The organism is Nocardia macrotermitis (genome assembly GCF_009604405.1).
Taxonomy (GTDB): domain Bacteria; phylum Actinomycetota; class Actinomycetes; order Mycobacteriales; family Mycobacteriaceae; genus Nocardia; species Nocardia macrotermitis.
The window spans coordinates 12,560-36,358 of sequence record NZ_WEGK01000010.1 but is presented as its reverse complement, the minus strand read 5'-3'; the positions used below and the strand labels follow the sequence as shown (position 1 = coordinate 36,358).

The following is a 23,799-nucleotide window of genomic DNA, read 5'->3' as shown; positions in this document are numbered from 1 at the left end:
CGCTCACCACGGGGTGAGTACGAGTTTGCCTCGTACGCGGCCTGATTCGCTGAGCCGGTGGGCCTCGGCGGCTGCGGCGAGTGACAGGACGCGGTCGATGTGGACGCGAACCTGCCCGGACTCCGCGAGCTTGCCGATCGTGGACAGGTCGGCCGGAGACGGTCTGCCGGTGATCAGCGCGGCGCGGGAGTCATCGCCCGTGTTGGACTGTTGTGCGGTGATATAGCGGCCATCAGGGGTGAGGACCCGCAGCGATCGGGAGCCGTAATCGCCGCCCACGAGATCGAGAACGACATCCACCTCGTCGATGGCGGTGGTGAAATCCGTTGTCGTGTAATCGATCAGCTCGTCCGCGCCGAGATCGCGCAGGAACTCGTGGTTGGCCGTGCGGGCTGTGCCGATCACGCGTGCGCCGCGCAACTTGGCGAACTGTACGGCCAGATGGCCGACCCCGCCTGCGGCCGCGTGGATGAGAATCCTTTCACCCGAACGTAATTCGGCCAGTTCGAGTGCCTGCCATGCGGTGAGCGCGGCGGTCGGCAGCGCGGCGGCGGTTTGGAGATCCAGGCCCGCCGGACATCGGGCGAGGCTGTCGGCACGGGCGGTGACGTATTCGCTGTAGGTTCCGGTCCGGGTGTGCACCATGCCGAAAACTTGGTCACCCGAACGGAATTCGGACACACCCTCGCCGACCTCGGTCACGGTGCCGGACAGGTCGAAGCCGAGCGTGAACGGCGGCTCGCCCAGAAACCCGACCTGCCCGGCCCGGAGCTTGCAGTCGACGGGATTCACCGACGTTGCCGCCAACCGGATCAGCACCTGGCCCGGCCGCAGGGTGGGCAGCGGGACTTCGACGGTTTCCAGGACTTCGGGTCCGCCGAGGATCTGTTGGCTGACAGCTTTCACGCGGTGTCCTTCTGCTCGGTTGCGGCGGTCGGAATCAGGCGGGTGGTGTCTCGCCCCACAGGGCCGGAGCTGGCGAGTCGGCCCGCAACGGCCGCTGATACGACAGGTCGCGGTGATCCCGGGTGCCCTTCGGGTACCCCTGGTCGGTGAAGAAGTGTGACTGCACGACCCGGGCGTCGGCGGTGAACATCACCTCGACCGTGGAACGTCGTAATGCGATGCGCCAGTGACCGTCTCGACGCTCGAGGCGATCGATGTAGCGACCGCTGATGAACTGCGCGGTGCGGCCGTCGGTGCCGAGAAGTACCACGATCGAATAGCTTTCGGCGTGTGCGGTGTCGCCGTCGATATCGCAGGTGTGGGTGGTGATGTTGTGGGTGTGCACCTGTGAGGTGGCGGCATGGGCGGTATTGGCCCAGTCCGCGTAGTTCGCGCCGGTGTTGGTGGCGTGACCGTGCTGGTCGATGGCATCGGGATGGTATGCGCTGCTGAGCAATTCGCTGTCGTGACGGTCGCAGCCGCGGGCGTGCCGGGTGATGCAGTCGAGGATCTCGGCTCGGTCCTCCAGGTAGCGCACGCGGCGGTCGAGATCGGTTGTCTCGGCGCTCATCTCAGGCCACGGCCTCGACGCCGCTGAGCGTGGTTCGGTGCATGAGCCGGCGCGAGGTCGGTTCGAACGGGATGGCGCGGTGCAGCATGCCGGTGTTGTCCCAGATCACCAGATCGCCTCGGTGCCAACGGTGTTGGTAGGTGAACTGCGGCCGGGTGGCCCATTCCAGCAACCGGTTCAGCAGTGCCCGGCTCTCGTCGGCGGGCATGCCCACGACCTGCTCGGCGGTCGCCCCGATCAGCAGCGATTTGCGGCCGTTGCGACGTGTCCAGACCAGCGGATGGATGCGAGCGGGCACCCGCGCCCAGCCGGCGCGGTCGGCCTCGGTCGGCTCCGGATTGGCCAGCAACTGCGCGGCGGCGAAGGTGTGCCGCACCGTGAGTCCCTCCAGCTGGCGCTTCTCATCCTCCGGCAGTGCCGCGTAGGCCAGGAAGGTGTTGGCGAACTGGGTGTCCCCGCCTGCGGTGTCGACCTCACGCGCGGTCAGAAGTGTTGCCCACTGGGGGGTTTCGAGCGTCGCGCCGTCGATGTGCCAGTGGAAGTTGCCTTTTCGGTAGGAGGCGAGCACGGCGTTGGTCTTGGTCGGATCGAGCGTGATCGTCTCGATCTCCCCGAGCCGATGCTCACGGGTCTTGGCCAGCACCGGCTCACCCAGCGAACGGGTGAAGGTCACCAGATCCTCATCGCTGATGTGCAGATCGCGATAGATCAGCACCCCGTGCTCGTCCAGCACCGCTCGATACTCCTGGGCGGCAGCGGGATCGGTCAGCTCACCACCCGTCACGCCGGTGATCTCCGCGCCGAACGGTTCCATGGGATGCAGGGAGATGGTCATCACGAGTCCTCATCATTGATCAGCTGTATAAGAATAGTATCCACAGTATAAGAGAATCGCATTACCGCACAAGAAGCGCGACCCGCGCCAGCGCTGCCACCGGCTACCCGCCGAGGCATGCCGCCGCGTGGTGCGTCGACGGGGATCCATGGTGTGAGTCAACCGGCCCGCCCGGCGGTCCGCGGCATCCGGAACCGGGTGATCGCTGCACTCGAACGACGTCGAACTGATTCGAGTAGCCGCCGTAGGTGGGTTCGCCGTCCTTGCCGACGCCGTTGTAGGTCGGGATCGCGGGTCATGCGCGAGATCGGCGCAAATATACTGGTGTGCAACATGATTCGTCCCCAGAACGTCGCATCGGAGAGGTGGACGCGCTTCGGCTCCGAGTGTGAGCCTCGGGCAAGGTTCGCGAAGGTGGCGGAGCAGGTATCCGTGCCGTCGAGAGCCGAACGCCCTGGGCGCGAAATCGCGAGTCCGTGGCCATCGACCCGAGGCACGACGAATTTCGAGGCGCTCGGCAGTCGAATTCTCCGGTTCCGGGCCTGCGGTCAATAAATAAAATCGCGCTGATTCGAATGAATACCGCCGCCGGAATTCCCGCCCGATCGTACGGGAATTATTCGAATCATCACGATCGCATCAGTAGCTGTCACACAATTCTCATGCTCCACTTGCCAACCGCAAGGGCGGTGCGAGTAGCGGGCGTAATGCGTCCGCGGCGATTTTCGCCGTCGCGGCGGGCAGGTCCGGCCGGGCACCGATGGACAGGCGCAGCGGCTCGGCGGTGGGCAGGTCGGCGCGCGGGACGAGACCGTCGGGAGTCTGACCGAGGGTGGCGAGCAAGGCGACCCCCACCCCAGTCGCGACCGACGCGTGGACGCCGCCCAACTGCGGCGCTTCGGCGCGGATCGAGGCCGGGAGGTCGGCGTCGGAGAGAGTTTCGAGGGCGCGGGTGCGCAGGGCGCAGGGGCTGTCGAAGGCGACGATCGGGATGGGGTCGGGCCGGGGCGGTAGTTGCCAGCCCGGGGCCGAATACCACGTCAACTGGAGTTCGCCGACGTGGATCGCGGTCGGATCGTCGCTGTTCAGCAGTAGTGCGAGGTCGATTCGGCGGCTGGCGAGGCCCTCGCGCAGACCCGCGCCGCGATCGATGCGGAACCGGCAGGAGAACTGCGGGGCGGCCTGTTCGAGGGCGGTGGCCAGGGCCGGGAGCAACTGCGCGGCGGCGTGTTCGGTCGAGCCGATGGTGATGGTGTCGGTCGCGCGGGTGCCGAAGCTGCGCAGGGCGTCGTCGTGGAGTTCGAGGATGCGCCGGGCGGTGACGAGCAGTTCGTCGCCGTCGGGGGTGAAGCGCGAGCCGCGGCCGTGACGCTGGATCAGCTGGCGGCCGACCGCGTCCTCCAGCCGGCGCACGTGCTGGCTGACCGCCCCCTGGGTCAGGTGCAGGTGGGTCGCCGCGCGTTGGAAACCGCCGCAATCGGCGATCGCGACGAAACTCCGCAGGGGTGCGATATCGAGGTTCTTCTGCATGATTCCCCCGATTATGCCCGCACATTACGAATCATGATGATTCTCATCATGAATTCTCGTTGGATGCGGGGTGTGCGTTCCCGTAATTTCGAGGACGCGGGAAATCAATGGACGGAGCGGTGTGCGAAACAGACGGCAGATTCATCTGGGTGCCGTTCCCTATGGAACGGGCGGTCCGGGCACCCACACCCTCTGGCTGGATCCGGACATCCCCGGCGACGCGAGCGTGAACATCGACTGGTTCACCGACGTGGCGCGGCTGGCCGAGCGCGGCCTGTTCGATCTGCTGTTCATCGTCGACAGCCAGTTCATCACGCCGTATTCGCCGCCGCACTACCTCAACCGCCTCGAGCCGTTGACGCTGCTGAGCGCGCTCGCGGTGCAGACCAGCCGGATCGGCCTGGTCGGCACGGCGACGACGAGCTTCAACAGCCCGTTCAACCTGACCCGGCGACTCGGCTCGCTCGACCTCATCTCGCGCGGTCGCGCGGGCTGGAACGTGGTCACCACCGGCGACGCGGGCACCGCGCGCAACTACGGACTCGACGAGCACTACGACTACGACACCCGCTATGGCAGGGCCCACGAGTACGTGGAACTCGCTCGGGCACTGTGGGATTCGTACGAGGACGACGCCTTCGTCCGGAACCGGGAGACCGGGCAGTTCCTGGACCGGAGCAAACAGCATCGGCTGGACCACGACGGCGCCTTCTTCCGGGTGCAGGGCCCGCTCAACCTGGTCCGCTCCCAGCAGGGGCATCCGGTGATCTTCCAGGCGGGCGACTCCGATCAGGGGCGGGATCTGGGGGCGAGCGTCGGGGAGGGCATCTTCACCCACGCGGCCGACATCCCCGCCGGGCAGGCGTTCTACAAAGACATGAAGACAAGGGCGACAGAGCGTTTCGGCCGCGACCCGGATCATCTGCTGATCCTGCCGGGCGTGCAGCTCGTGGTCGGTGACACCGACGCCGACGCCCGCGAGCTCGAGGCCGCGAACCACGCGTCGGACCACACCTTCACAGCGGCGCTGGAGGAGTTCGGCCGCCCCTTCGGCTGGCACGACTTCACGGCCTACGACCTCGACGCCCCCTTCCCCGGCGAGGCCCTGGTGCACGGCGAGCGCTCCTTCTACACCCAGGCCAAGGCGATCACCGAACGCGCCCAGCGCAACGGCTGGACCCTGCGCCAGGCCGTGGAGGCCACCCGCGAGCGGCGCAAGAGCGAGTTCGTCGGATCGCCGGAAACGGTGGCGGACAAGCTCATCGAATGGTGGGAGGCGCGCGCGTGCGACGGCTTCAACATCGCCGTCGATCATCCCGCGAACTTCCGCCGCGTCGTCGAGGAGGTCGTGCCGATCCTCCAGGACCGCGGCGTCTTCCGCACCGAGTACACCGCGGAAACCCTGCGCGGCAACCTCGGCCTGCCGATCCCGCCCAACCGCCACAGCGCAACCGTTTGACCAGGCTGGATATCCCCGCCACGCTCGAGAAGGAACCAGCTGCGTCCATGTCGTTCACTGTTCAGCGGACCGATCGATCCGCTCCCGTCACCGTCAGCAGACGGTCCATGCTGCGCCTGGGCCTCGGCGCCGGCGCCCTCTTCGCGCTCGGCGCCTGCAGTGATGCGGGCGCGGGGTCGGTCGGTGGCGGCGGTCCGGGCACCGTCGCGTGGGCCTGGCAGCTGCCGACCACCTGGGATCCGGTGACCTCGTCGGCGGGTTCGGACGTCACCATGCTCGCCCTGGCCTACGATGCCCTGACCGCGTTGGACGGCGACGGGAACGCGGTCGGATGGCTCGCCGAGAAGTGGGCCTACAACGCCGACGGCACCCAGGTCACCTTCACGCTGCGGCCGGGACTGAAATTCTCCGACGGCTCGCCGCTGGACGCCACGGCGGTCGCCAAATCCATCGCGCGTGGGCGGTCCGCACCGGGCTCGCTCATCGCGCCGCAGATAGCCGACCTGAAAAATGTTGCGGCACAGGGTGATCTGGACGTCGTCATCGACTTGAAGGGAACCAACTACCAGTACCCGCTGTTGCTCGCGGGCAAGACGGGCATGGTGGTCAACCCCGCGGTCTTCGAGCGGGACGCGCACGCCCTCGCGACCCGGCCCGCCGGATCGGGACCGTTCACGCTCACCTCCTACGTCGACAACGATCACGCGGAACTGCGCAAGAACCCGAACTTCCACCTCGCCGATCAGATCGGGATCAAACGGTTCCTGCTGTATCCGGCCGCGGACCCGGCGACCGTGGTCGCCTCGGTGGCCTCGGGCCAGTACGACGTGGCCAAGATTCCGCCCTCGGGTATCAAGGCGGCGCAGGCCAGCGGGCTCGAGGTGCAGGTGCTCGACTCGATGTACGTCGCGGTGCTCGACGTCAACATCTCGAAGCCGCCGTTCGACAATCCGGCGGTGGTGGAGGCGCTGAAGTACGGCATCGATCGGGAGGCGATCAGGAAGATCGCCAACTTCGGCATCGGCGCTGTCGAGTATCAGCCGTTCCCGAAAGGGTATGTCGGCCACAATGATTCGCTGGCGGGCGCGTTCGCCTACGATCCGGTCAAGGCCCGCAGGATCCTCGCCGATGCCGGATTGTCCGGTGGGGTGCGGTCCACGTTGTCGGCGGCAGCGCCGATTCCCGCTGCGGTGGAACAGATTCAGGCCCAGCTCGCGGAGATCGGGATCGAGCTGACCATCGATCCGGTGCCGGTGTCGCAGTGGACCCAGATCGTCTATCTGAATCGCGCCAAGGCGCTCGGTTTCGACGGTTTCGCGGGGCGGGAGTCGCCGTTGCAGGCGTTCCAGGTGCTGTTCAGCGCCACCGGGCTGATGAATCCGGCGCGTTCGAGCGATCCGGAGTTGGTGGCGCAGTTGGCGAAAGTGGCGGCGATTCCGACCGATGCCCCGGAGTACGCGGCCGCCTTGCAGGAGGCGACGCGCATCGCGGTGAACGGCTTCCCGAACACGTTCCTGTACGAGGTGCCGAGCATCCTGGCGCGGCGCAAATCGCTTGCGCCACTGAAACAACACCCGAGTCTGCTGCGCTGGGAAGGAGTGCCCGCATGAGGGGTCTCCCACGCGAAGGTCGGCGGTGTTGTCGAAGCAGGTCCACCGCATCTCGTCCGCCCGAACTTTCTTCGAAAGATATTGGCATGCAACAGGATCGACTTCACCGCCGCTCACACGGCCTGTCCCGGGCGAGGATCCGATGACAGCGGTGGCGGTGGTACCGAGCGATTCGCCGACCGCATCGAAGCGCGCGTCCCGCGTCGCGGCCCCGGTGCGCAGATTCGCCCGCCTGGCACTCACCTCGGTGACCGTGCTGCTGCTCGCGTCGATGATCACGTTCGGGCTGGGCGCGCTGAGCAAGAACAACCCGGCCGCGGTGGTGCTCGGCGAGACCGCGACACCGGGCGATATCGCGCGGCTGAACCACGAATTCGGGCTCGACCGGCCGCTGGTGATCCGCTATCTGGACTGGGTGTGGGCCGCGCTGCACGGCGACCTCGGGCGGTCCTGGTTCACCACGGTTCCCGTCGAACGGTCGGTGCAGCTGGCGTTCCCGGTGGATCTGTCGATCGCGCTGTACGCGCTGCTGCTCGCGCTCGTCCTCGGATTCGGCGCGGGTGTGGCCGCGGCCGCGCGACCCGGCGGCCTGGTCGATCGGATCGTCACCGTCGTGTGTTCGGTGTTGGCGACGTTGCCGCCCTTCGTGATCGGCATCGCGCTGATCGTGCTGCTCGCGGTGCAGGCGCGCGTGTTTCCGGCCGGTGGCTACTCGCCGTACGCGATCAATCCACTGCACTGGCTGCGTTATGCCACCTTGCCCGCGCTCGCGCTGGCACTCGAGGTGGCGGCGAATATCGCGCGGCAACTGCGCACCACGCTGGTGTCCGCGCAGGCGGAGAACTACGCCATCGGTGCGCGCATGCGCGGATACGGCAGGGGCCGAGTGCTTTTCGGGCATGTACTGCGTAACGCCGTCGCGCCCACACTGGCCGTGGTCACCAATGCGCTGCCGCTGATCATCGGCGGCGCGGTGATGACCGAGAAGCTGTTCAACCTGCCCGGCGTCGCCCAGTTGGCGTTGCAGTCCGCCCAGCGCGGTGATGTGCCCGTGGTGCTCGGCACGTTGCTGGTGACCTCCGGCGTCGTGCTGCTGGGCACGCTGGCGCTCGGCGCGTTGCAGATCCTGCTCGACCCGGCCGCACGTCGCGGCACCACCTCCGGAGGCCGACGATGACGACGTTGCGCAGACTCTTCTCGATCCCCAGCGCCCGCGTCTGCCTGGTGATCCTCGCCGCGGTGGTGTTGCTCGCGATCTTCGGGGAGGCGCTGGCCCCCTACGACGCGCTGCGGCAATCCCCGCAGATCCTGCAGGGACCCAGCGGCGCACACCTGCTGGGCACCGACTACGTCGGGCGTGACGTGCTCAGCCGCCTGATGGCCGGAACCCGGCTGTCGGTCCTAGGCGCGCTGGAGGTGATCGTGGTCGGCATGGCGCTGGGTGTGCCCACCGGTCTGGCGTCGGTGTGGGCGGGCCGGGCGGGGGAGTGGTTCGCGCTGCGCCTGTCCGAGACGCTGACCGTACTGCCCTTCACCGTCTTCACGATCGCGGTGGCCGCCACGCTCGGCAACGGGATGAACCAGGCCATGATCGCCGTCGGAATCCTGTCCGCCCCAACCTTTTTCCGGATCAGCCGGGCGGTGGCGCTCGGCTTGCGGACCACCCAGTACGTCGAATCCGCCGAACTGATGGGCGCCTCGACCTGGTGGATCCTGCGTACGCACATGTGGAGCAAGGTGCTGCCGAACGTCGCGGTGGCGGCGGCGCAGGCGTGCGGCGCGGCGCTGCTGATCATCGCCTCGCTCGCGTTCCTGGGCGTCGGCGTGACGCCGCCCACCCCGACCTGGGGCGGCATGCTCGCCTCGGACCTGGGCTATCTGGAATTGCAGCCGTGGGCCCCGCTGTTCCCGGGTGTGCTGATGATGCTCACCGTCGGTGCCCTGAACATCCTGGCCGACTGTCTGCGCGAGGCCGGATCGGACGCGCCCCGCGCGCGTCGCGGACTGCTCCCGCGGCTGCTCGGCCGCAGCCCGTCGATCCGGGCCGCCGCGAACCCCGCACTTCCCAGCAAGGAGCTCGATCGTGTCACTGCCTGATGAACCTGTCGACGAGCCGGTGTTGCGCGTCGACGGTCTGAACGTCGATGTCACCGGCGGGCGTCGTGCGCTGCGAGAGGTTTCCTTCGAGATCGGGCGCGGCGAAACCGTCGGCCTGGTCGGGGAATCGGGGTCCGGGAAGACGCTGACCTGTCGTGCCGTTCTCGGACTGCTGCCGCCCAGCGCCGTAATCCAGGGTGGCACAGTCACTTTGGGTGCGGGGGAGTCCGCGATCGAACTGACCGGCGCCCGGCCCGCCACCTGGCGGCGGCTGCGCGGTACCCGGGTAGCCGCGGTCTTCCAGGATCCGGGCTCGTATCTGAATCCCTCGCTGACCATCGGCTACCAGGTCGCCGAGCAACTGCGGGTGCGCGGCGGGCTGAGCCGTCGCGACGCCCGGGAACGCAGCCGAGAGCTGTTGCGCGAGGTGGGAATTCACGACGCGGATCGGGTCGAGCGGCTGTACCCGTTCCAGCTCTCGGGCGGCATGCTGCAACGAGTGCTCATCGCCATCGCGATCTGTCTGGGCCCGGAGCTGCTGATCGCCGACGAGGCCACCACCGCGCTCGACACCGTCGTCCAAGCCGAGATCCTGGATCTGCTCGAACGGCTGCGGAGCAGCCATCGGCTCAGCCTGCTGCTGGTGACGCACGATCTGGCCGTCGTCGCCCGGACGTGCCAGCGCGTCATGGTGATGTACGCGGGCGAACTCGTCGAGAGCGGGCCGACCGAGGAGGTGCTGCGCGCGCCGCGCCACCCCTACACGCAGGCGCTGCTGCGCGTCGCGTCGCTGGGTGACTGGTCGCGGCGCACACTCGAGACGATCGACGGGCAACCACCGGCCGCGGGCGCGCGGATCGCCGGATGTCGTTTCGCCGCACGGTGTGTGCACTCCGGGCCCGGTTGTGTCGACGGGGTGATTCCGTTCCGCGAGGTCGGTCCGGGACGTTTCGCGCGGTGCGTGCGGGACGAGGTGGCGGCATGAGTACCGCCGTCGAACCACTGCTGCGGGTCACCGATCTGTCGGTCACCTACGGTGTGCCGCGCAAGGGTGTCGGGCTGGGGACCGGGGCGGCGTTGCGGGGTGCGAACCTGGAGGTGTATCCGGGGGAGATCGTCGGCATCATCGGTGAAACCGGTTCGGGGAAAACGACTTTGGCACGTGCCACGGTCGGGCTGACCGCTCCGGCGAGTGGCAGCATCGAATTCGAGGGCCGGGATCTGACCGGGTTGCGCGGTCGCGAACTGCGAAACTTCCGGCGGCAGGGGCGGATTCAGCTGGTGTTCCAGGATCCGCTGCGTTCGCTGGATCCCGATCTGACCGTCGCGCGGCTGGTCGCCGAACCGCTCGAGGTGGCGGGCGGTATCGACGCCGCGACCCGGGCCGAGCGCGCCGATCGCGCGTTGCGGGAGGTCGGGCTCGAACCCGAGGTGGTGCGGGAACGCCGTCCGCGCGAGTTGTCGGGCGGGCAGCGGCAGCGGGTGTCGCTCGCTCGCGCCATCGTGACCGAACCGCGGTTGCTCATCTGCGATGAGCCGGTCAGCGCGCTCGACGTCTCCAATCGCAATCTGGTGCTGAATCTGCTGGACCGGTTGCGGCGCGATCTGGGCGTCGCGGTGGTGATCATCGCGCACGATCTGTCCTCGCTGGCCGGGATCGGCGACCGGGTGGCGGTGTTCTATCGCAGTCGGCTGGTCGAGCAGGGGAATCTGCGCGAGGTCCTGACGCGTCCGGCGCATCCGTACACCGCGTTGCTGGTCGCCTCCGCACCGAGCCTCGGTGACGAGTCCGTGCTCCGGCCCGCCGACATCCGCGTCGACCGGGACGACGCCGGTCCGGTGCACTCCGGCGGCTGTGTGTTCGCCGACCGCTGCCGGTTCGCGGTCGACGCCTGCGCGACCCGGCCGGCACTGCGCGAGGTCGGTGAAAGATGGTCTGCCGCTTGTCATCTCGCCGATCGTTGGCGCGACGACGTAATCGACAACATCCGGCCGGTCTCCACCGGCACACTCACGAAGGGCGACCGATGAGCTACGACGACGTCGAGATCCTGGGCATGATCGGCACCGCCGACGCCTCCGAAACGCGGGCGGGCGACGGTGCGGTGATCGACCCCGAGTACACGATCCGGTTCGCCCGCGCCCACGAGGACGGCGGATTCGATCGGGTGCTGATCGGGTACGGTTCCGGCTGGCCCGAGGGCACCCAGGTCGCGGCCGCGGTGGCCGCGCACACCGAGCGGCTCGGGCTGCTCATCGCGCATCGGCCCGGGGTCGTGCATCCCACGCTGGCCTCGCGGCTGTTCACCACGCTCGACCAATTCTCCCGTGGCCGTGTGGCTTTGAACATCGTCACCGGGAGTACCGATGTCGAGCAGCGTCGCGAGGGGGACTACCTCCCGCACGACGAGCGGTATGCGCGCACCGACGAATATCTCCAGATCCTGCGTGGCGCATGGGATTCCGGTGATCCGCGCGACTTCGAGGGCGACTACTACCGTTTCGAGGGTTTCCACCCGCAGGTCCATCCGTACGAGGGCAGGCATCTCGAGCTCTTCTTCGGCGGTAGCTCTCCGGCGGCGTATTCGGTCGGTGCCCGGCACGCCGACACCTACATGCTGTGGGGCGAACCGCTGCGCGAGACCGGCGAGCAGATCGCCACCGTCACCGAGTTGGCGGCGGCAGCGGGACGTGCACGGCGGCCGCGGATTTCGGTCTCGTTCCGGCCGATTCTCGGTGCCACCGACGAGGCCGCCTGGGAACGCGCGCATCGCATTCTGGACACCATCACCGACGGCGTCGGCGGGGCACACAACCTGCGTGCCAACCAACTTCACCCGCGCGGCGTCGAACCGCAGAACGCGGGTTCGCAGCGGCTGCTGGCCGTGGCCGAGAAGGGGGAGCTGCACGATCGGTGCCTGTGGACACCGACCGCGAAAGCCGTTGGTGGCGGCGGCAATTCGACCGCGCTGGTGGGATCGCCCGAGACGGTGGCGGCCGCGCTGCTGGACTACATCGAGATCGGGGTGGACACGGTACTCATCCGTGGCTACGACCCGTTGCAGGACGCGATCGACTACGGCCGGGATCTGCTGCCGCTGGTGCGCCAGGAGTTGGCCCACCGCAAGGCAACTCGGGTCGAGCGGGCGGTGGTCTAGCGGATGCGGCCGTTGCACGGGGTGCGCGTCGTGGAGTTCGCCCACGTCGCGGCCGGACCGTTCGTCGGGATGCTGCTGGCTGATCTCGGTGCGGATGTGGTGAAGGTCGAACCGCCCTCGGGTGATCAGATGCGGGCGTGGCCGCCGTTCGCCGATGACGGTGCGGAGCGGTTCAGCCACAATTTCGCGTCGGTCAATCGCAACAAGCGGTCGGTCGTCGCGGATCTGCGGGATCCGGAAGACCTTGCGCGAGTGCGTGATCTGGTCGCCGCCGCGGATGTGCTGGTGGAGAACTATCGGCCGGGAGTGTTGGATCGTCTCGGCGTCGGGTACGAGCAGGTGCGGCATCCCGGGCTCGTGTATTGCTCGATTTCCGGTTACGGGTTGACCAGCCCGTACGTTGATCACGGTGCGTATGACGTTGTGATTCAAGGGATGTCGGGTCTGATGAGCGTCACGGGCGAACCCGATGGCGGACCGGTGAAGGCGGGAGTTCCGGTGGGGGACTTCACCGCTGGGCTCTATGCCGCCTACAGCATCGCCGCCGTGCTGCCGCAGGTTCGTGCCGAGGGGCGGTCCGTGCGGTTGGATTGTCCGATGCTGGACTGTCTGCTCGGGGTGTCGGCGTTGCAGACCAGTGAGTTCTGGGGGTCGGGGAAGGAACCGGCCCGGTTGGGGACCGCGCATCCGCGCAATGCGCCGTATCAGGGATTCGCCGCTGCGGATGGGGATTTCACCGTTGCGGCCGGTAACGATCGGTTGTGGGCCGCGGTCGCGGAGGTGGTCGGGGTCCCTGAGTTGGTCGGTGATCCGCGTTTCGTGACGCAGTTGGATCGGGTCGCGCATCATGCCGAGTTGGCGGGGATTCTGCAGGAACGGTTCGTGACCGAGAAGCGTGCGCATTGGATCGATGAGTTGCGGGCGCGGGGAGTGCCGTGCGGGCCGGTCAATTCGTTCGGGGAGATTCTGTCGGGGGAGCATGTGCGCGGCACCGGGTTGGTCGGTTCGCTCGATGTTCCGGTCGCCGGGCCCACTCCGACCGTTGTGTTCCCGGTGCGGATCGAGGGGCAGGACGCTCGGCTCGACCGCGGCGCGCCTCGGCTCGGTGGCGATGACGAGGTTTTCGACGAGTGGTGTGGCAAGTGACTCTCGTCGTGGAACGTGGTGATGTCTGGGACGTTCGGCTCGATCGTCCGGCGGCGGCCAATGCGTTGTCGTCCGGACTGGTCGAAGCGCTGCACGAGGTGCTCGATCAGGCGACGGTGGAGCGTCCGAAAGCGTTGGTGCTCAAAGGGAATCAGCGGCACTTCGCGGCAGGCTTCGATTTGACGGGGCTCGCCGGTGAGTCGGATGCCTCCCTCGCGCATCGTTTCCTGAGGATCGGGCTGTTGCTCGAAAAGCTTGTCGCAGCACCATATTTGACAGTCGCTGTGGTCGAGGGCAGTGCGTTCGGGGCGGGGGCGGATCTGGTCGCCGCGTGCGATCATCGGCTCGCCGGACCCGATGCCCGATTCGCCTTTCCTGGTCCGCGTTTCGGGGTGGTGCTCGGAACGGCCCGTTTGCGTGCGATTGCCGATCCTTTGGTATTTCTCGGCGGCGCAACGGTTTCCGCCGCTGACGCCGGGGGACTGGTGACCGGTAATCCTGACGATCTCCCCGGAATCCTCGACGCCTGGTCGCACATCGATCCGGCAACCCGTGCCGCGCTACTGGCCGCGGCCCGGCCGGTCCACGATGCCGACGCGGCCCTGGCCGTACTGACCCGCTCGGTCACCACACCCGGCCTGCACGCCCGCCTGACCGCGTACCGCCGACGTGCGCTACCGCCCCGATCCCACAGTGAGGAGCTGTCATGACCCGACCACCGATCGTCGCGGTGCAGACCGACGTACCCGAGTTGGCGGCATTCGCCGACACCGTCGCGCACCTCATCGCCGACATCCCCGACGAGCGCGCGCTGACCGAGGCCATCCGCGAGGCGCTCGACACCGTTCTGACCAGCGGATTCGAGCTGCCCGCGGCGAAGACGCGACCCGATCCCGACCACTACGTGATGTACCCGCTGCACGTCGATCCCGACGGCGCCTTCTCCATCGCCAGCGCGGTGTGGAACGTCGGCCAGGGCACACCCGTGCACGGCCACGAGACCTGGGGCGTGGTCGGCATCCACAGCGGCACCGAGGTCGAGACCCGCTTCCGCAAGCCGTCGGCCGAGAACGAACCGCTGGTCGAGGCGGGCACCTCGGAGTGGACCAGCGGCCAGGTGACGGTCTGCTGCACCACCGACGACGACGTGCACCAGGTGCGTTGCGGCGGTGACGAACCCGTCATCGGAATCCACGTGTACGGCGCGGACATCGGCACCCTCCCGCGCCGTTCCTACAACCCGGAAACCGGTGCGGTGCACTGGTTCACCTCCGCTTGGGCGACAGGAGCCACCGAATGACCACCGTGCAGACCCAGCCGACCACCGGAGTCTGGGACGAGCCCCAGGGCGCGACCCCGCGCGGCACCGTCATCCTGCTACCCGGCCGTGGTGAGACCGCCGCGTCCTACGCCCGCCTGGGCCGCCGGCTGGCCGCCGACGCCTACCGAGTGCGTTACGTCCCAGTGGAACTCGACGACATCGCCGCCACCCGAGCAGCCATCGAAGCGCTGTTGGCCGACGAATCCCTGCCCGCGCCCCGTGTCCTCCTCGGTTCGGACAGCGGTGCCGCCCTCGCCGCGCATCTCGGATCGGAGTTGTCCGTGGAAGGCGTTGTGCTGGCGGCGATTGCACTTCCATCACCGGGAAACTCCGTGCCCGACAAGGCAATTACAGATTGGGCCGACGAAATCGATGCCCGCACCGCCTGCCCCGTACACCGCGCCGTACTCACCACCGACAACGAATTCACCCGCGGCGCAATAACGTCCCCACTTCCCTGGAACACCATCACCCTCACCTCCGCTCATCCCACCCTCGCCCTGCACGGCACCGCCGACCGCATCACCCCACTCGCCGCGGCCCGCACCGCATACACGCAATCCCCCCGCACCGACGTCCGCCTGATCCAAGACGGCCGCCACGACATCCTCAACGACGTAGCCCACCGCTCCGTAGCGGCCACCATCATCCTGTTCCTCGAATCACTCCGCCTGAGCCCCACCCTCGCCCCGGTCGTCACCACCCTCGACTGAGAGCGCACGTCGGTTGCCCCGACATGTCGTGAGCCGCCGGTACGGCGCGATGTGGTCACCGGCGGCGGTCGCGACTACTCGTGCGTCTGGTCGGCGTCGTAAACCTGTGTGGTTCCGGGGGTTCCGTCCGAACGGGTCCAGTTGACGACGAGTTCGTCGCGGTGGCCGAAGCGGACCAGGTGGCGGCCGATGACGTCCTCATAGGTGGCGGCGGAATCCGCTGACGTGGTCAGGGTGATGACCAAAGCTGTTGCGGTGCTGCGCAGGTCGGCGGTCGCGGCCCCCTCGGACATGTCGAGTGTGCCGTGGGCTCCGGCCTCGTCCCAGGTGGCGACGGATCGACGGCCGAGGTGGGAGGTGAGCTGTTTGCCGTAGCGGGCGGCGCGGTCGGTGGCGACGGTGGCTGTGCTGGTGATGGTCATCGTGTCTCTCCCGTTCGGTCAGTGAGTGTGACCCAGACTACATACTGACCAATTGACCGATCCGGTCAGTACTCTCGGCTGCATGAGCGAGAAAAGGCGCGCACGGGTTCTGGTCGTAGGGATGGGGATCGGCGGGATCGCCACGGCGGCACGGCTTTACCGGGCCGGATGGGATCCGGTGCTCATCGAACGTTCGCCGGGGCGGCGCTCGGGCGGTTACTTCGTGGCGCTGTTCGGTGCCGGGAAGGCGGCGGCGGGTCGGCTGGGAATTCTCGAGCACCTGCACGATCGCGCGTCCTCGCAACCCGGTCTGGATATCGATCGAACGGGCAGGTCACGATCGGGGATGACGTACGCCGACATGCCCGGTCAACCGTGGCTGATGCTGCGCGGTGATGTGGAGTCCGCGGCGTTCGCCACCCTGCCCGAGGACGTGCAGCTGCGTTACTCGACTGTGCCGACCGCCATCGCACAGGATGCGGACGGCGTGGATGTGACGCTGCTGGACACGGCGTCGGGCGCATCCACCACCGAACGATTCGACCTGGTCGTGGGCGCGGACGGCCTGCGCTCCACGGTCCGCTCGCTGGTCTTCGGTCCGCACGAGGGGTATCTGCGCCGGATGGGCTACATGATCGCCGCGTTCGAATACCACGGCACCCCACCGGGTTTGGCCGCCAGACAGGCCGCCACCCTGCTCGAGCCGGACCGTTCGATGTGGGTGTTCGCCTTCGAGGACCACGATCCGACCATCCTGCTGAGTTATCGCACCGACGACGTGGACGCCGAGTTCACCCGCTCACCCGCCGAAAGCGCCCGAGCCGCGTTCGGCGCGCAACCGCCCGGCGGCACCCTGGGCGCGGTACTGGACGCGCTGGACGACAGCGACACCGTGCTGTTCGACTCGGTCGAACAGGTCCGGATGCCCGCCTGGCATCGGGGCCGAGTGGTCCTGGTCGGCGATTCCGCGTGGTGCGTGACCCTGTATGCCGGGATGGGCGTCTCCTCCGCGCTGGCCGGGGCCGACCTGCTCGGAGCCATGCTCGAACGGCATCCCGACGATCCGGCGAAAGCCTTGGCCGCATGGGAACAGGGCATGCGGCCCTACGTCACCCACTATCAGGACGCGGCCCCCGCCGATCGGCGAATCTTCGTGGTGGACAACCGGTTACAGATCCTGCTGCGCCGGTTCATTCCCGTGCTCGGCAAGACCAGCCTGGGCAGGCGGCTCGCCGAACGGATCATGCGGGTCGAGGAGATCCGCACCTACAAGAATGCGGATATCGTTGGCGAAGCCCTGGGTGAACCGCCCTACCGTCACGAGGAGCTACCCGTTGCCTGAACTGCCCGGCCCCACCCCGCCCAAGGCGGCACGCATCCTCGCCGCCGCGGGTGAGTTGCTGCTGGGCCGCGGCAGCAAGGGCGTCACCATCGCCGAGGTCGCCCGCCGCGCGCACATCGGCAAGGGCACCGTCTACCTGTACTGGAAAACCAAGGAAGACCTGCTGCTCGATCTGGTCTGCCGAGACTTCCTCGCCCTCGCCGACGGCCAGATCACCGCCCTCACCGACGATCCGGACCTGGCCCGCCCCTCCCGGCTCTGCGTCCACATGCTGCACCGCTCCGCCGCCCACCCCTACGTCACCGCGCTACACGGTAACGACGACGAACTCCTCGGCGTCCTCACCCAGGACCCCCGCTCGACCACCCTCCTGGACACCCTCGGCCCCGACGCCCTGATGCGACAGATCCTCCCCATCTGGCGCACCCACAACCTGGCCACCACCACCTGGCCCCTCCCCGACCAGGCCTTCGCCCTCGACTCCCTGATCTCCGGCTTCCTCGTCACCACCCACCGCTTCTCCCACCCCCCAACCGAAGACTCCGACCGCGTAATCGCCGCCGCCGTAACCGCCCTACTGGGCCCCGAACAAGCCACCCCCGCCCAAATCCACGCCGCGGCCACCACCGGCATCCGCTCCCTCACCGAAAACCGCACCATCGCCCTGGACCTGCTCGCCCAACCGGCGAAGCTCGGCCGGTAAGCCGGCTGCCGGGGCGCTCTCGATCAATCGGCCACCGCCACTGAGCCACTGCCGAATCGAGCCACACGGTCCTTCTCGAGTTGCCGGAGCCGACGTTCGATCTCGGGGTCATGGGCCACGACGCCGAGATCTGCGCGCAAGACGCGGCGCTGCAGCCACACGCCGTCCGATACCGGCCCGTCGAACCACTGGAACAGCTCCTCGACGGTCACCGGACTGTCTGCACCGTGGAGGGCGCGTAAGGCGCTGTAGCCCAGGCCGAAGCAGTCATTCAGCTCGGCGGCCACATCCAACGCGGATTCAGGCAGCACCATCTGAGCCCTCGAGAACAGGTCCCGGTACGTCGACCGCGTCGGTTCGAGCTGCTCAGGTATGGGAATCGTCCCGGCACGTTGCAACTCGGCGAGATGGTCGCGAACTACGGTCCGGTAGCTACGCGTGGCTGTGTTGAGTTCGGCGTACAGCACCTGCTTCTGTTCCTGCGCCGCCAGGCTGGTCGCGTCTCGACGCTCGTCTTTGCGTTGTCGGCGTTGAATCTCGGCATCCAGACGCTTGCCGCGAAGCGCCGCGAGTTGGGATAGGGACGCTGCACTCACGGTGCCCAGCACGCCCACAACAGCGACTCCCAAGCCCATCAGATCCGCACTCATACAATGGATTATCGGTCACTTGACCGGATGCGAGGGCCGCCCGGAGGCGAGATCCGGTCACTCGTGAGGAGGACATCAGTTATCCGGAAGCTCGTCACTGCTCACGAACGTGTGAACTCTCCCCAGCGACTGCTTGGAATCCGCGCACATCTGATCGACGACGAAAGCGCATCCGACCAGCTCCGCACCCGCACCTTCTACCAGCGCTCGCACCGCCAGAGCTTGGCTTCCCGTCTCGATCCAACCGTCCACCAGCAACACCCGGTCGGCCGGGCTCAACGATGCCCGCTGGATCCGTAACACGTAACGGAACGCACTCGCCGACCAATCGGAGCTCGGCCGGTAGGCCGGCTGTCGAGGCGATCCGATGGTTGGTTCGCGGTCGATATGCCCGGTTACGATGTGGGCATTCGGGGGAGCGTGAGTCTGTGCCCCGGACGAGCGGGACGGGAGAGTTCATGCGGTATCCGGGTGGCAGAGACAGCTACGTGCGGCGGTTCGCCGGAGTGTTCGCGTGAGCAACGGGGGAGCCGGGCGGGTTTTCGGCGTACTCGGGGGGCTGGTCGTCGGTGTGCTGGTGACATCCGTTGCGGCGGTCGCCTTGTTCATGGATCGCGTCCATACGTTGCGTACCTATCCCGCGCCGACGCCGAGCGTCTATGCCGCTTCGGTGAAAGAGGTTCGTAGTCCGATGGATTCGGGGCGTGACGAAGTGTGGTTGGGCCGGCTGGATGGGGGCGAGGTGGTGCGTGGGCATGTGGTGCCGATCCCATTGGGGTGGGGAATCGAGCCGCGCATCGAGTGGCGGACGGATGTGGTTGTGTTGCGGTTCGAGCCGGGTGGGGAGATTCGGGTTCCGATGACGATGGTGATCGATCGGCGGTAGGTCGCGGATTGGTGCGCTCGCATCTTCTAGGCCGGAAATGTAACAAGTTGTAGTCTTGTCCGGAGTTCGAACAAGGGCTATAACCTTGGTATTTGCTTTCCGGGGCGACAAGCTTCGGGAACGTGTTTCAGGTCCTGGAAGGGGTCTAGATGGTGTGGGATGCGACCACGGATGTGTTGGTGGTGGGGTTCGGGGCCGCGGGGGCCTGTGCGGGGTTGGAGGCGCGGGCGGCGGGGGCGGAGGTGTTGGCGGTGGATCGGTTCAACGGGGGTGGGGCGACCGAACTGTCGGGTGGGATCGTGTATGCGGGCGGGGGGACCGTGATTCAGCGGGAGGCGGGGATCGGGGATACGTCCGAGGCGATGCTCGCGTATCTGACCCGGGAGGTCGGTGACGCGGTGCGCCCGGAAACGTTGCGGCGCTTCGTGGATTCGAGTCCGGAGATGATCGAGTGGCTGATGGGGCACGGGGTGCCGTTCGAGGCGTCGGTATGCCCGTACAAGACTTCGTATCCCGACAATCGGTACTACCTGTACTACTCCGGTAGCGAATGTTCGGGGGAGTTCCGCGCGGTGACGCCGCCGGTGCAGCGCGGGCATCGGGCGAAGGGGAAGGGCGCGTCGGGCAAGAAGATCTATCAGCCGCTCGCGCGCGCCGCGATGCGCGCCGGTGTCGAATTCCGGCCGCACACCAGGGTGGTGGCGCTGGAGAGCGACGAGGACGGCCGGGTCATCGGCGTCCGGGCACGCACCATGGCCGGCGCGCCGCCCTCGATCCGCAGGCGGTTCGCCGCGATGGCCGCGATCGCCGCCAAACCGGGCATCTACTATCCGCCGCTGCGCCGGATCCTGGAAGGTCGGCTCGACGCACTCGAAAGCCGGTACGCCCGGGTGGTGCGGATTCGTGCCCGTCGAGGCGTAATCCTGTGCGCGGGTGGATATATCGCGAATCGAGAACTGCTCGCGCGCCATGCGCCGGGCTACACCGGCGGCCTCGCGCTGGGCACCACCGGAGACGACGGTTCCGGTATCGAACTCGGCGTCGCGGCCGGTGGTGTGGCCGAACGCATGGACAACGTCTCGGCATGGCGGTTCATCGCCCCGCCGAGTGCCTTCTACGGCGGACTGCTGGTGAACGAGCAGGGACAACGGTTCATCGACGAGACGCGCTACGGCGCGGCGGTCGGCAACGCCCTGGTCCGCGAGCAGGGCGGCAAGGGCTGGCTGTTCGTCGACGCCGAGACCATGCGTCGCGCGCGCGGACAGCTGTCGGACGAGGCCATCTGGTTCCAGCGGTTGCAGGCCGAATCACTGTTGCGCACCTCGGCGATCAGCGCCGACACCGTGGCGGAGGTGGCGCGACGGGCCGGTATCCTCCCGGACGGTCTGACGGCGACGATCCGCGCGCACAACGATGCCATCTCCACCGGCGCACCCGACCCGATGGGCAAACCGGCCGATTTCACCCACCCGATCGGCCCCGGCCCCTACACCCTGCTGGACGTCTCGGTCCGCCCGAAACTGACCAACCCGTGCCCCATGTTCACTCTGGGCGGCCTGGCCGTGGACGAGGACACCGGCGCGGTGAAATCAGCTGCGGGAGAACCGATTCCGGGCCTGTATGCGGCCGGACGCAGCGCGATCGGAATCTGCTCGGAGTCCTACGTGAGCGGCCTGTCGATCGCGGACTGCGTCTTCTCCGGCCGCCGCGCCGCCAGATCGGCATCGGCCCGACTGGTCGAAGCCGTCGACTGACCGCCCCCGCGGCACCCGTCCTCGGGGTCGCCGACCACTGCCCGGTGAATGGCCTCCCGGCACACAACTGACGCCCACGACCTACCGCGCGTCACCCTCGCAGTATGCCTTGATGAAGATCTGGCGCTGACCGCCGCCGCTGTCATGGATGACGATCCAGCGGGCGGGGGATGGGGGATGGTAGTCGGAGAAGCTGATATTCCCCGTGTCGGTTTTCAAGGGGTACGCCAGGCTCTGGGCCATCCACTGTTCCGAGCGCCATTCGGTCGGCACACCGGGAGTGGATCGGCCCAGAGCGGACAGTTTCTCGAAGGATTCCACCTGGTCGCTCCGGGTCTCGACGATGGCGGAAATCGTTCGGCCCGAACCGAAGTCGGCGGCGCGATGCTGGGCGACGACGTTCGGTGCGGCAGCGAAGTGAATATTCGCGCAGGTGGCCAAGTCGTCGAGAACGGGTTTCTCGGTCGTGCCGCATCCGGCGAGCAAGAATGCGGACGACAGCAGCAGAACGACGGCGTGTCTCACAGACTCCCTATCCAGAACATCGGGACATTGCTGGTATCGCCGCTCACGCGGAAGCTACGCGCCCAACCGGCCGCCTCGAGCTGGCGCATGTCTGCGTCGACATTGGTCTTGAAGCTGTAGATCGGATCATCGAGCTCGAAATGTCGGGATTGGTCGAAATTATAGTAGTCGTAGATGTATACGACATAGTCTATCTCGCACAGGAGCTCGTTACCGTCCTTGGTGACCGTCGTGTCGCTGCCGATGGCTATGGAGAAGTGAGCGAGCGCGTCGACGACGTCGGGATTATCGGTCGGAAAGGTCAGCATCCAATCGGTGGTGATTTCTCTGGTTGTCCCGGTCTGAGGATCCTTCCTGGCGACGTCCTGAATGTATTTCAGGCCGTCGTCGATCTTCTTGCCGACGTCATTGGTTGCCAATATCTCCCAAACCTGGTCGTCGGTGAGGACGTATCTGAAATCGGGTCCGTTGTTGCCGATATAGAGATCGAACAGGTCGGAGGCGAAGTCGTACCCGTGCACGTCGAAGAACAATGCGACATATCCGGCCTCGGAGGCGTTCATGGCTGCTTCGAACTTGTCCAGCCATCCGTCCGCAGAACCATATTTCACGACGTTGTCCGGAATGGCGGGTTCAGGCGGCGGATGCAAGGCTCTGCTCCCACCATACGTTGTTTCCGAAACCGTAACGGATCGTCCCGTAATCGACCGCCACCTTTTCCTGGGGGACGAAGAGCGCGCCGGTCGGTTCGGCGATCGGGGTGCCCGGCTCGTATGCCAGCGCGGTGTGGATCCGATCCATGATGTTCGTGATCGAGTTACTCCTGGCCTCGGCGTCGTTTCGTACGGTGTCGACAGCGGTGGTGATCTGCGATTTGTACGAACCTCGCATCGGCCGATCCGCGATCAGCGCCCAGACGCCGACCGGGAGGGTGATGCCGAGAATGTTCAGGGGCTGCATGAGTCCCGTGGTCACCGCCGCCGCCTGATTGTGGACGAGTCGCTCCAGGCATTCGCCACCCTTTTCGAGGGTTTTGCCGATGATCTCCATATCGGTACCACGCTGCGATATTCCGCTGTGCAGGGTGTGCATGGCGGTGGTGTATGAATCGGCGGCTGTTCCCGACCATTTCGAGGTCAGCCACTGCGACCCGCCACTCAGGTTATCGGAGGTGAAGGAGTCGTTGATGCCGAGTTGCCGGATTCGCTTACCGATGGTCTGGACGTGTTCCCAGTCGTCCGCCAACGGTGCGAGGTATCGGGCGGCTGGTTTGATCCCGATCGATTGATTCAAGCCATCGTCGAAAATGGACACGATGTCGTGAGCGCCCACAACGGCCTTCTTGGTCGTGCGGCTGCTCGTCTGGATATCGGGAAGTTCGGGCAGATGCATGTCGCCGAACCGGATGCTGTCGGCCGGCGTGCGGTATTCGGCTGTCGTGAATGGCGAGACCGCGGAAATTTCCGTCGCCGAAGAATCGTCCTCACGCTGGAATGTATGTCGTGCGTCGCCCAGTTTCGTGCCGAACGTGACGATCCTGCCGTGGTTGTCTCGTCCGAGGGACGATACTCGATCCTGGAAATTCAGGAACGACGGCGTCAAGGTCGCCAGTAATCCGGATGTATTGCCCGGAAGCGAAACAGCGGCGGAAATTCGTGACGCGTTGGACAGAAAATGCTCGCCGATATCATTCAAATCCATGGAGAATCCATGGAGAGCAGCAGGTGTGACAAAAATTTCACTCATACAGGTCACAAACCCCCTCGGTCGACCTGATTTTGGTGGATCGTCCGACCGTGCTGGTCGGACCAGTATCCGACCTCCACGATACCGCCTGTCATCCTGGTTCGGTCGAATACTCGCGAAATCGATTGATCGGCAACATGATTCGAGGGGCTGCCCGCTGCCGCGATCGAACTCCGGCACGCCGATTCCGACGGCCGGTACGCGCGTGTGGCAAACTCGTCGCCGCGGCGGGCTGGCATGCCTGGCGTGACGACATCGCCTCGGCGGTCGAACCCGAACTCATGCTCGACCCGCGCCCGGACGGCGGCGAATCCATCGCCTACGACTTCATCCTGGACCGCGCCTGAACCGGCACGGCCCGAACACATTTCGAGATCAGGAGAGCA

Annotated in this window: 24 protein-coding genes and 1 pseudogene; 16 read left to right on the top strand and 9 right to left on the bottom strand. The window is 66.9% G+C overall.

What is annotated here, in order from left to right; all coding sequences use genetic code 11:
* Positions 1 to 3: 3 nt before the first annotated feature.
* The 4 genes from NRB20_RS22420 to NRB20_RS22405 form a co-directional block, all read right to left on the bottom strand.
* Positions 4 to 906, bottom strand: a complete 903-nt coding sequence (locus NRB20_RS22420; protein ID WP_319945267.1) for an NADP-dependent oxidoreductase — start codon at positions 904 to 906, stop codon at positions 4 to 6.
* Positions 907 to 940: 34 nt separating this feature from the next.
* Positions 941 to 1,516, bottom strand: a complete 576-nt coding sequence (locus NRB20_RS22415; RefSeq protein WP_153412209.1) for a nuclear transport factor 2 family protein — start codon at positions 1,514 to 1,516, stop codon at positions 941 to 943.
* Between the two features lies 1 nt (position 1,517).
* Positions 1,518 to 2,351 carry a TauD/TfdA dioxygenase family protein gene (locus NRB20_RS22410; RefSeq protein WP_153412207.1) on the bottom strand — a complete coding sequence of 278 codons (834 nt, stop codon included), beginning with the start codon at positions 2,349 to 2,351 and terminating at the stop codon, positions 1,518 to 1,520.
* A gap of 660 nt (positions 2,352 to 3,011) precedes the next feature.
* Positions 3,012 to 3,881 carry a LysR family transcriptional regulator gene (locus NRB20_RS22405; protein ID WP_153412205.1) on the bottom strand — a complete coding sequence of 290 codons (870 nt, stop codon included), beginning with the start codon at positions 3,879 to 3,881 and terminating at the stop codon, positions 3,012 to 3,014.
* A gap of 121 nt (positions 3,882 to 4,002) precedes the next feature.
* Between NRB20_RS22405 and NRB20_RS22400 the strand changes: the two genes are divergently transcribed.
* The 11 genes from NRB20_RS22400 (at position 4,003) to NRB20_RS22350 (ending at position 15,385) form a co-directional block, all read left to right on the top strand.
* A complete protein-coding gene (locus NRB20_RS22400; RefSeq protein WP_319945266.1) occupies positions 4,003 to 5,340 on the top strand; it encodes an LLM class flavin-dependent oxidoreductase in 1,338 nt (445 codons plus the stop codon).
* Between the two features lie 47 nt (positions 5,341 to 5,387).
* Positions 5,388 to 6,950: an ABC transporter substrate-binding protein gene (locus tag NRB20_RS22395; RefSeq protein WP_153412203.1), complete on the top strand. Its 1,563-nt coding sequence runs from the start codon at positions 5,388 to 5,390 to the stop codon at positions 6,948 to 6,950.
* Between the two features lie 142 nt (positions 6,951 to 7,092).
* On the top strand, positions 7,093 to 8,127 hold the full coding sequence (locus tag NRB20_RS22390; protein ID WP_153412201.1) for an ABC transporter permease: 1,035 nt from the start codon (positions 7,093 to 7,095) through the stop codon (positions 8,125 to 8,127).
* The gene (locus NRB20_RS22385; RefSeq protein ID WP_153412199.1) at positions 8,124 to 9,047 is read left to right on the top strand and encodes an ABC transporter permease; all 924 of its coding nucleotides are present in this window, start codon (positions 8,124 to 8,126) and stop codon (positions 9,045 to 9,047) included. Before NRB20_RS22390 ends, NRB20_RS22385 begins: the two co-directional genes overlap by 4 nt.
* Complete coding sequence (locus NRB20_RS22380) at positions 9,034 to 10,032, top strand: ABC transporter ATP-binding protein (protein ID WP_319945265.1); 999 nt, start codon at positions 9,034 to 9,036, stop codon at positions 10,030 to 10,032. The genes NRB20_RS22385 and NRB20_RS22380 overlap by 14 nt, the downstream gene beginning before the upstream one ends.
* Positions 10,029 to 11,078 carry an ABC transporter ATP-binding protein gene (locus tag NRB20_RS22375; protein ID WP_153412197.1) on the top strand — a complete coding sequence of 350 codons (1,050 nt, stop codon included), beginning with the start codon at positions 10,029 to 10,031 and terminating at the stop codon, positions 11,076 to 11,078. The genes NRB20_RS22380 and NRB20_RS22375 overlap by 4 nt, the downstream gene beginning before the upstream one ends.
* Positions 11,075 to 12,205 carry an LLM class flavin-dependent oxidoreductase gene (locus NRB20_RS22370; RefSeq protein WP_153412195.1) on the top strand — a complete coding sequence of 377 codons (1,131 nt, stop codon included), beginning with the start codon at positions 11,075 to 11,077 and terminating at the stop codon, positions 12,203 to 12,205. Before NRB20_RS22375 ends, NRB20_RS22370 begins: the two co-directional genes overlap by 4 nt.
* Before the next feature lie 3 nt (positions 12,206 to 12,208).
* Positions 12,209 to 13,351 (top strand): CaiB/BaiF CoA transferase family protein, encoded by a 1,143-nt coding sequence (locus NRB20_RS22365; protein WP_153412193.1) that lies wholly within the window; start codon positions 12,209 to 12,211, stop codon positions 13,349 to 13,351.
* Positions 13,348 to 14,061 carry an enoyl-CoA hydratase/isomerase family protein gene (locus NRB20_RS22360; protein ID WP_153412191.1) on the top strand — a complete coding sequence of 238 codons (714 nt, stop codon included), beginning with the start codon at positions 13,348 to 13,350 and terminating at the stop codon, positions 14,059 to 14,061. Before NRB20_RS22365 ends, NRB20_RS22360 begins: the two co-directional genes overlap by 4 nt.
* On the top strand, positions 14,058 to 14,651 hold the full coding sequence (locus NRB20_RS22355) for a cysteine dioxygenase family protein (protein WP_153412189.1): 594 nt from the start codon (positions 14,058 to 14,060) through the stop codon (positions 14,649 to 14,651). The genes NRB20_RS22360 and NRB20_RS22355 overlap by 4 nt, the downstream gene beginning before the upstream one ends.
* Positions 14,648 to 15,385 carry an alpha/beta fold hydrolase domain-containing protein gene (locus NRB20_RS22350; protein WP_153412187.1) on the top strand — a complete coding sequence of 246 codons (738 nt, stop codon included), beginning with the start codon at positions 14,648 to 14,650 and terminating at the stop codon, positions 15,383 to 15,385. The genes NRB20_RS22355 and NRB20_RS22350 overlap by 4 nt, the downstream gene beginning before the upstream one ends.
* Positions 15,386 to 15,459: 74 nt before the next feature.
* On the opposite strand, the gene NRB20_RS22345 is transcribed toward NRB20_RS22350, so the two are convergent.
* A complete protein-coding gene (locus NRB20_RS22345) occupies positions 15,460 to 15,807 on the bottom strand; it encodes a DUF2218 domain-containing protein (RefSeq protein WP_153412185.1) in 348 nt (115 codons plus the stop codon).
* A gap of 82 nt (positions 15,808 to 15,889) precedes the next feature.
* On the opposite strand from NRB20_RS22345, the gene NRB20_RS22340 reads away from it, so the two are divergent.
* Together NRB20_RS22340 and NRB20_RS22335 are read left to right on the top strand one after the other, a co-directional pair.
* Positions 15,890 to 17,149: an FAD-dependent monooxygenase gene (locus tag NRB20_RS22340; protein WP_194289968.1), complete on the top strand. Its 1,260-nt coding sequence runs from the start codon at positions 15,890 to 15,892 to the stop codon at positions 17,147 to 17,149.
* Positions 17,142 to 17,852, top strand: coding sequence for a TetR/AcrR family transcriptional regulator (locus NRB20_RS22335; protein WP_227833768.1), 711 nt, complete (start codon positions 17,142 to 17,144; stop codon positions 17,850 to 17,852). Before NRB20_RS22340 ends, NRB20_RS22335 begins: the two co-directional genes overlap by 8 nt.
* 23 nt (positions 17,853 to 17,875) lie before the next feature.
* Here the strand turns inward: NRB20_RS22335 and NRB20_RS22330 are convergent, their stop codons facing one another.
* Entirely contained in the window at positions 17,876 to 18,502 is a 627-nt protein-coding gene (locus NRB20_RS22330) for a hypothetical protein (protein WP_153412181.1), read from the bottom strand.
* 514 nt (positions 18,503 to 19,016) lie between these two features.
* Here NRB20_RS22330 and NRB20_RS22325 point away from each other — a divergent pair.
* Together NRB20_RS22325 and NRB20_RS22320 are read left to right on the top strand one after the other, a co-directional pair.
* Positions 19,017 to 19,388: a hypothetical protein gene (locus NRB20_RS22325; protein ID WP_153412179.1), complete on the top strand. Its 372-nt coding sequence runs from the start codon at positions 19,017 to 19,019 to the stop codon at positions 19,386 to 19,388.
* A 149-nt stretch (positions 19,389 to 19,537) separates the two neighbouring features.
* The gene (locus NRB20_RS22320; protein WP_153412177.1) at positions 19,538 to 21,142 is read left to right on the top strand and encodes an FAD-binding protein; all 1,605 of its coding nucleotides are present in this window, start codon (positions 19,538 to 19,540) and stop codon (positions 21,140 to 21,142) included.
* 81 nt (positions 21,143 to 21,223) lie between these two features.
* On the opposite strand, the gene NRB20_RS22315 is transcribed toward NRB20_RS22320, so the two are convergent.
* The 3 genes from NRB20_RS22315 to NRB20_RS22305 are packed head-to-tail and all read right to left on the bottom strand — an operon-like array spanning position 21,224 to position 23,413.
* The gene (locus NRB20_RS22315) at positions 21,224 to 21,667 is read right to left on the bottom strand and encodes a hypothetical protein (protein WP_153412175.1); all 444 of its coding nucleotides are present in this window, start codon (positions 21,665 to 21,667) and stop codon (positions 21,224 to 21,226) included.
* A complete protein-coding gene (locus tag NRB20_RS22310; RefSeq protein WP_153412173.1) occupies positions 21,664 to 22,317 on the bottom strand; it encodes a hypothetical protein in 654 nt (217 codons plus the stop codon). Before NRB20_RS22310 ends, NRB20_RS22315 begins: the two co-directional genes overlap by 4 nt.
* A complete protein-coding gene (locus NRB20_RS22305) occupies positions 22,301 to 23,413 on the bottom strand; it encodes a hypothetical protein (protein ID WP_153412171.1) in 1,113 nt (370 codons plus the stop codon). Before NRB20_RS22305 ends, NRB20_RS22310 begins: the two co-directional genes overlap by 17 nt.
* A gap of 203 nt (positions 23,414 to 23,616) precedes the next feature.
* On the opposite strand from NRB20_RS22305, the pseudogene NRB20_RS22300 reads away from it, so the two are divergent.
* A pseudogene (locus tag NRB20_RS22300) lies at positions 23,617 to 23,760 on the top strand (catechol 1,2-dioxygenase); the annotation flags it as partial.
* Positions 23,761 to 23,799 lie beyond the last annotated feature (39 nt).

Excerpts from the sequence above, each read along its gene's own strand:
- NRB20_RS22365 (WP_153412193.1), top strand. The coding sequence starts at position 12,209 with ATGCGGCCGTTGCACGGGGTGCGCGTCGTGGAGTTCGCCCACGTCGCG.
- NRB20_RS22350 (WP_153412187.1), top strand. The coding sequence starts at position 14,648 with ATGACCACCGTGCAGACCCAGCCGACCACCGGAGTCTGGGACGAGCCC.
- NRB20_RS22385 (WP_153412199.1), top strand. The coding sequence starts at position 8,124 with ATGACGACGTTGCGCAGACTCTTCTCGATCCCCAGCGCCCGCGTCTGC.
- NRB20_RS22410 (WP_153412207.1), bottom strand. The coding sequence starts at position 2,351 with ATGACCATCTCCCTGCATCCCATGGAACCGTTCGGCGCGGAGATCACC.
- NRB20_RS22395 (WP_153412203.1), top strand. The coding sequence starts at position 5,388 with ATGTCGTTCACTGTTCAGCGGACCGATCGATCCGCTCCCGTCACCGTC.
- NRB20_RS22355 (WP_153412189.1), top strand. The coding sequence starts at position 14,058 with ATGACCCGACCACCGATCGTCGCGGTGCAGACCGACGTACCCGAGTTG.
- NRB20_RS22305 (WP_153412171.1), bottom strand. The coding sequence starts at position 23,413 with ATGAGTGAAATTTTTGTCACACCTGCTGCTCTCCATGGATTCTCCATG.
- NRB20_RS22375 (WP_153412197.1), top strand. The coding sequence starts at position 10,029 with ATGAGTACCGCCGTCGAACCACTGCTGCGGGTCACCGATCTGTCGGTC.
- NRB20_RS22345 (WP_153412185.1), bottom strand. The coding sequence starts at position 15,807 with ATGACCATCACCAGCACAGCCACCGTCGCCACCGACCGCGCCGCCCGC.
- NRB20_RS22390 (WP_153412201.1), top strand. The coding sequence starts at position 7,093 with ATGACAGCGGTGGCGGTGGTACCGAGCGATTCGCCGACCGCATCGAAG.
- NRB20_RS22370 (WP_153412195.1), top strand. The coding sequence starts at position 11,075 with ATGAGCTACGACGACGTCGAGATCCTGGGCATGATCGGCACCGCCGAC.
- NRB20_RS22415 (WP_153412209.1), bottom strand. The coding sequence starts at position 1,516 with ATGAGCGCCGAGACAACCGATCTCGACCGCCGCGTGCGCTACCTGGAG.
- NRB20_RS22320 (WP_153412177.1), top strand. The coding sequence starts at position 19,538 with ATGGTGTGGGATGCGACCACGGATGTGTTGGTGGTGGGGTTCGGGGCC.
- NRB20_RS22340 (WP_194289968.1), top strand. The coding sequence starts at position 15,890 with ATGAGCGAGAAAAGGCGCGCACGGGTTCTGGTCGTAGGGATGGGGATC.
- NRB20_RS22330 (WP_153412181.1), bottom strand. The coding sequence starts at position 18,502 with ATGAGTGCGGATCTGATGGGCTTGGGAGTCGCTGTTGTGGGCGTGCTG.
- NRB20_RS22405 (WP_153412205.1), bottom strand. The coding sequence starts at position 3,881 with ATGCAGAAGAACCTCGATATCGCACCCCTGCGGAGTTTCGTCGCGATC.